The sequence below is a fragment of the Paenibacillus sp. P4_A7 genome (assembly GCF_056402455.1).
Genome location: NZ_JBFUHJ010000324.1, coordinates 1 through 6246, shown reverse-complemented (window position 1 = coordinate 6246; position 6246 = coordinate 1). Strand labels below are relative to the sequence as shown.

Sequence of the window (6246 nt, the reverse complement as noted above, 5' to 3'; positions counted from 1 at the left end):
ACGGATAACTCTGCGGTATCGGGTTAATTCACCAATTGCCTGTTCGAAGTCACCATGAACAATGGCAATTGCAGCAGGTACAGAAACGAACGATTTACCCGGCGCGACATTCTTCCACCAGTGGTTTTCATTTTCGGTAGGACCGCTGATCTGCAAATAGAGCTGCCCTGGGGATGTRTCGCTGATTTCCCACTGCCAGGAACCGTTATGTTCGATTTGCCAGCATAATACCGTACCGCTCACCGTATTCTCATAACAACCCATCGGCAGAAGGTCGGCAGAGGACCAAGTGCCTGATTTACTGTAAGAAAGCCGCTTTAAAGAAAAATCGTTGGCCTTGGTGAGCCCCAATTCAGGCAACGTATTGCTTCTCCATTGCATCTCTCCATGCCATGTATTATGGGATACATGAAGTCGACTTTTCTCTTCCCATGTACCAACCCCTTCCTTGGCTATTCCTGTCAGAGCGAAGGAAGATACATATTCCAATGGAAGTGGATCCGTGCCGCGATTAACAACTTCCGTCCAAGAACGAATGACACCTATTCCATCGTAAAATTGATAATGTACGGTTACGAGAGTAGAACCGTCTTCCATTATCACTTCGATCTTTCGTCCATAGTCATTATGAACATCCAGATGGTTAACATATTTCAATCGTCCGGCAGGCATCGTTCCCGTATACTTGGAAGCATGATGATCATTCTGATCCTCGCCTGTAACCTGCAGTTCTACAATCCGACGTCTGCTGCGCTCCGCTTCTGTTCCAAGCAAAGCTTCATCCGCAGGAAACGGGGATAGATGAAGCAGTCTGACATCCCCTTTGTCTGTAACCTCTATATTCATATAGATACCATTCTCATAAATGTCAAACCATTGCTGTGTCATGGTTCCTCCTCAAGGGTATATAGCCTCTCAGCATTCGCCGAGGCTTGTGGCACAAGGGTTTCCGTACCATCAAACTTGCTTTCCTCCTACTTTCGTAGAAAAAATAGATGGGATCTTGGTTCCCTGGCCAGTGATCCGGCTTCCTTGCTGCGGCCCTTCCTGATCCTCCTCATGATCAATCCAGAGATGGGACTGACCGAATGGATCAATGAAATGAAGTGAACCCCGATCTACGCCATTCTCAGCGGCTTTGACTTTGACGATCTTCCCGGCGTCGGAACGTTCTACGACTTTTTCCGTCGCCTTTGGCCTGCTGTAGACAAACACTTCAAACCCAAGAAGCAGCGTAAACGCAAGGGCAAAATCAAGAAAGGCATTTCTCCGACAGGCGTCCCAATCTGCCCAAACGGCACATGATTTTCAAATGATAGATGATAAATCTGCAATAGACATTTTCCCCGATATGCCGTCGCAATGAAAAAAAAAAGCCTTGCGGTGCCGTGCAGGGCTTCCGGTCGAAGCGGTGCTTCTTGCGGTATTGACCGGGCGTCACCCTGATGCTACTGCGCCAAAAACCCTCCATCTACAGCCAGAATATGTCCTGTAACCATAGAAGCGGCTTCAGAAGCCAATAAAACAGTTACTCCAATAATTTCATGAGGCCGTCCCATGCGTTTTAATGGAACTTTACCGATTGTTCGTTCAAATAATTGTTCTTTCGTCGGCTTACGAGATGCTCCTTTGTATAGGGTATCAATATTATCCGATAGTGTACCCATCGGTGTTTCAAACCAGGAAGGCGCAATCCCGTTTACGGCTATATTTGCCTCCGCCCATTCGACTGCCAATGTGCGTGTTAATTGAGCTACAGCTCCCTTGCTCGCAGCATATGCGATTGATTCGGGATTTCCCGCCGACGCGAAAATGGAAGCCATATTAATGATTCTCCCGCCTCCTTGCGCTATCATTACATTTCCAATCGATTGACAAGTATAAAACATCCCATGTAAGTTAATATCTAATATGCGATCGAATAGAGGATCATCAAACTCTTCACTTGGATATCGGTGGGTAATACCTGCGGAGTTGACTAAAATATCAATTTTTCCGAATTCATCTAAAGCACGCTGAGTTAATAATTGTACAGAGTCTGGCGAAGTAATATCTAATTGATGAAAGATCGCTCTTGATCCAACCTTATGAATAGATTCTAGCACCTTATCGGTATTCCCAGCAGACACATCGGCCAGAATGATATCAGCCCCGGCTTCTGCTAACCCTATGGCCTGAGCGCCCCCCAACATGCCAGCCGCACCAACAATGATTGCAACTTTACCGGTCAAATCAAACAAAGTCCTCATTGTGCCACATACCCTCCATCCACAGAGATTACCTGAGCTGTCACCCTACTGGAAGCCTCTGATGTCAAATAGAGTACCGTCCCGACGATATCTTCCGCTTTGGGAAGTAAGCTCATCGGCGTATCACTGATGATTCTTTTGACACTAGGTAATCCCCCCCTGTAATGCGGCGGCAATTGCGTTGACACGTATTCCGAATTTAGCAGCGGCTTTGACTTTGACGATCTTCCCGGCGTCGGAACGTTCTACGACTTTTTCCGTCGCCTTTGGCCTGCTGTAGACAAACACCTCAAACCCAAGAAGCAGCGTACATGGGAAGGCGATTCCTTAGACTTAGCAGATCGGGGTGATTGGCTTCAATATGCAAATTGAAAGGCATTACCGCATCCGCACGGATCGCATTGGCGTACTCCATGAACGGATTCCACAGCGCATCGTCGCGTACCACCTGATAGCCCGGACGTAAAATATATTGTACTTTCGTCGGATAATTCCCCATCGTTCTGCCTCCAGTCATTATGTTCCTCAGCTCTCATCCCAAAGCGACTGAATCGTCTCTACCGTATAATCCACCAGCGCTTGACCGCCATCTGCTCCCACATACCCGCTGAATACTTGGGTGCTGTAGCCGCCGGTAGCAATCGCTTCAGCGGATGGAAGATATCCACTGTTATCGCATGCCAGCTGGGCAATAAAGGTCTGCCTGGCAGCACTTCTCGCTTTAATTTGCAATCCAAATTCCGTAAACAATTCGAAAGGATTCGTTGCGAACGCAACGTCTCCAATGCGCAGCACATGCAGCTCCATCGGGTAAGACGAAGTGATCTGGAGCTGTTCATATCGATCTAATATCGCATAATAATTAAATATGTCACTTTGTCTTTTGAAATCCAGGGATGTGAAATAAGCAACTGAATCATCCTCCCGATCCATCTGCTCTTGAAAGCTGCTTAATTCCTGCCTGGCCAAATCAACTTCAGATTTCACCACTTTCCTAAGTGGCAAGTCGATTCGTCTGAATGTATGCTTGAATATCGGCGCAATTTGAATGTTCTCTTTGGCCATTTCAAGCGCATCTTCCAGGGTCCTTAACAAAATATTTGTTAACTGACGAATCTGAGTATCAGGATCATTCGCTCGGTGTTGCCTATTCAATGAATCGAGGGGAGCCAAGTCACCGGCTGCACCAATCATGCCGAGAACATGCACATTCGAATTCCATCGCGCAGCAATCATACTTCTTAATTCGCCAAAGTAGTCAGCAGAAATACTGGAGATGCCTTCCACAACTTGTGCAGTACACGCAGCACTAAATAGAACACCCGTTAATTCGCGATTGGCATTCCAAGTAAATAGTATTTCTACCCTAGGATCCTCGGGACCTCCAAATCCGCGAAAATGAACGGAGTTTACATTACCATACATGGTAGCTGTACCGTCATCATAAACCACCCTCCGATTAAGACCAAGCGCCGCATACCCTTGTGTCGTGCTGATTCCTCCAGCCGTTCGCCCTTCCCATGCCTCTTTCACTGCTTCAACGATTCTCTCGATGACAAACTCCGAATATTGTTCGGGAGACATAATATTAGCATGAGTTTTGCGATAACCGAGGTTCGGAAAACGCGTTSTCTCGCCAACAAGAAGAGGTGCCGTATGCGTATGTGACGCGTTTAGGATGACATGCTCCGGATCGAGACCCGGTACGATTAGTTTGACTTTTTCCCGGACACCAACTATAATATGCTTCTCTATACAAATCAGATCACAGCTTACTAGAACTGTTCCTTGCCCCTCTGCTCCCGCACCTTCCAATGCCATAGCTGTAGCATAAAGCGGATCCCGTACTTGATCTGTAATCCTTTCATGGAACTGTCCAGCCAAGGATATCAGCTTTTGAGGTGTTATGCTTTTGGAGCTCCATCCTATTTTAATAGTATTCATCGATGAAAAGCCTCGCTTTCGTTAATATACGTCTATTCAAACAGTAATTGAATTTTTACTAACTACAATTCATTTCCACACCATTACTCATTTCAGTTGAAGCATCATCAATTGCTCCTCGTAATCCATCTCAAAGCCCGCTTCTGTCAATGCATCTATCGCTACTTGATTCGTAGATCGGAGATAGTGCGCTACGCGCGGCAACGAGGCGTCAAAAGGCCCGTAAACTTGGGCCACCATATAACGAACAACATTACTGCAATCCTCACGCTTCGGATTCGCTTCGCAATGATAAAGGGTTATGCCAGATAATTCACTTGACTTCGTAATGCCTTTAGAGAACAAAGCATAGCCGACGGCCTCACCACTCCGGTCATAAACAATGAGAGACTGGCTTCCTGCCGATAAATTAAACCACTGTGTCATCCATGCCGTTTTTTCCAAATAAAAAGGGAGTCCGCTTACGGCCTCTGAGGTCCCATACACACATAAATAATCCGGCTTTGATATAGGCAGCAATCGCATTCGTATTATCAGTCCTTACCTCAAGTGTAATCCTATCCACATCTGCTTCACGCATTCGCGCAATGGCTTCCTGTAACAGGATCTTGGCATGCCCCTGCCGCGAAAGAGAGGATTATCGCCCGTACCACCATTCCATGCTGTCTTCACGTCGTGGACATTCTTCAGACCAATTAAGACAAAGCCCGCAGGCATACCGTCTATGTACGCCGCAACTGATAGATTGGGTTTGATGCTGCAAGCTCCCAAATGGTTCACCGTCTGCTCAACTACTCGAGTCATATCTCTAAAGTATTGCTGAAATCCGACGTACCACAACTCATTTATTTCATCAAGAGTGCATTCATTGAGGCTTTTGATTTGCATTTGTTCGACAGAAATCCAATCACCTCCTAAGTTATCATAATGTGAAAATGCAACCAAATTTTATGCAATTACAAATTCAATTGATAAATTCAAGCCATTGAAGCGTTCGTTTTAGAATAACTGCCGCTTCCGCTCGAGTTGCTTGTTCCCTCGGGGCAAAGGTCGTCTCTGTCCTACCTTGAATAATGCCGCTTTCTGCAGCTTCCACCACAGAAGCCCGTGCCCATGGTTGAATCAGGCTACCGTCCTTAAATGACATAAATGTGCCCGTCCCTTCGCTCGTCGTCCGTTTCCCTACAACATGTAAGGCTCTAGAAATCATAACGGTCATTTCTTCGCGCGTAATTTGCCCGGTTGGCCGAAATTCCGTAATCGAGTATCCCTTAACAAGCCCTGCTTTCACTGCTGCCCCGATCGCTCCGATATATCCATTGTTTGCAGATACATCAGAAAAAGATTTTGCAGCCGAAGCGTCCTCCTCCAATCCCAAGGACCGCACTAACAGAGCAGCGAACTGGGCACGTGTGATCGGCGCTTCGGGCTCGTAATTCGTATCTGTCGTCCCTTTAATAATAAGCTTCGAAGCGAGCAACTCGATCTCTTGCTTCGCCCAATGTTTATCCACATCTGCAAATGTCTTTTCGTGTTGAATGACTGTATATGTACTATTGCCTCTACGTTTGATCAATACTTCCGTGCTGCCATTGACCGTTTTGAATGTGGACGGCACAAACTCAAGTCTTCCTCCCGGAGCCAACCATACGGCTGTCGATAGAGACGGCTGTACTTCCCCTGAAATCATGAAGGTCCTATTGATATAAGTACCATCGAAATCGCGAACTTCAATACGCTCGTGACCCGCTTCCACAAAAACACCAAACGCTATAGGCTTCACAAGCTGAATAGCATCCATTTTACTCAGCATTTCTGAAATTTGTTCAGCCGCAGCCCCCGCCATTTTTTCGAAGCTGATAACCACCTTCATATCCTTGATTTCGACCCCCATCTGTTTGGCCAAAGCTTCCAATGGAAGGACATGAACGGGGAGTTCATAACGGACGGAACCAGCCTGTATGGAAATAATGACGATATCTCCTGTTTTCTTCGCATCAGCCAGTGCTTGCGCGGAAAGCTCAACCTGAACAATCCCATCTTCCATCTCTTC

The 6246-nt window shown here is 46.5% G+C and carries 9 protein-coding genes and 1 pseudogene; all 10 read right to left on the bottom strand.

Translation table 11 applies throughout. The features are described from left to right. Positions 1 to 888 (bottom strand): annotated as a pseudogene (locus AC1DWN_RS25110) (alpha-galactosidase); the annotation flags it as partial. A 69-nt stretch (positions 889 to 957) separates the two neighbouring features. Next, complete coding sequence (locus AC1DWN_RS25105) at positions 958 to 1215, bottom strand: hypothetical protein (protein WP_477561624.1); 258 nt, start codon at positions 1213 to 1215, stop codon at positions 958 to 960. Positions 1216 to 1448: 233 nt separating this feature from the next. Then, complete coding sequence (locus tag AC1DWN_RS25100; protein ID WP_477561623.1) at positions 1449 to 2249, bottom strand: SDR family NAD(P)-dependent oxidoreductase; 801 nt, start codon at positions 2247 to 2249, stop codon at positions 1449 to 1451. Further along, positions 2246 to 2437 carry an SDR family oxidoreductase gene (locus tag AC1DWN_RS25095; protein ID WP_477561622.1) on the bottom strand — a complete coding sequence of 64 codons (192 nt, stop codon included), beginning with the start codon at positions 2435 to 2437 and terminating at the stop codon, positions 2246 to 2248. The genes AC1DWN_RS25100 and AC1DWN_RS25095 overlap by 4 nt, the downstream gene beginning before the upstream one ends. 101 nt (positions 2438 to 2538) lie before the next feature. Continuing rightward, entirely contained in the window at positions 2539 to 2766 is a 228-nt protein-coding gene (locus tag AC1DWN_RS25090) for a hypothetical protein (RefSeq protein WP_477561621.1), read from the bottom strand. Positions 2767 to 2774: 8 nt separating this feature from the next. Then, the gene (locus AC1DWN_RS25085) at positions 2775 to 4193 is read right to left on the bottom strand and encodes a hypothetical protein (protein ID WP_477561620.1); all 1419 of its coding nucleotides are present in this window, start codon (positions 4191 to 4193) and stop codon (positions 2775 to 2777) included. Positions 4194 to 4280: 87 nt separating this feature from the next. Further along, positions 4281 to 4619, bottom strand: coding sequence for a hypothetical protein (locus tag AC1DWN_RS25080; protein ID WP_477561619.1), 339 nt, complete (start codon positions 4617 to 4619; stop codon positions 4281 to 4283). Further along, the gene (locus tag AC1DWN_RS25075) at positions 4603 to 4773 is read right to left on the bottom strand and encodes a hypothetical protein (RefSeq protein ID WP_477561618.1); all 171 of its coding nucleotides are present in this window, start codon (positions 4771 to 4773) and stop codon (positions 4603 to 4605) included. Before AC1DWN_RS25075 ends, AC1DWN_RS25080 begins: the two co-directional genes overlap by 17 nt. After that, positions 4734 to 4997 (bottom strand): hypothetical protein, encoded by a 264-nt coding sequence (locus tag AC1DWN_RS25070; protein ID WP_477561625.1) that lies wholly within the window; start codon positions 4995 to 4997, stop codon positions 4734 to 4736. The genes AC1DWN_RS25075 and AC1DWN_RS25070 overlap by 40 nt, the downstream gene beginning before the upstream one ends. Positions 4998 to 5157: 160 nt before the next feature. Continuing rightward, the coding region (locus AC1DWN_RS25065; RefSeq protein ID WP_477561617.1) for an S-layer homology domain-containing protein at positions 5158 to 6246 on the bottom strand (1089 nt) is incomplete at its 5' end.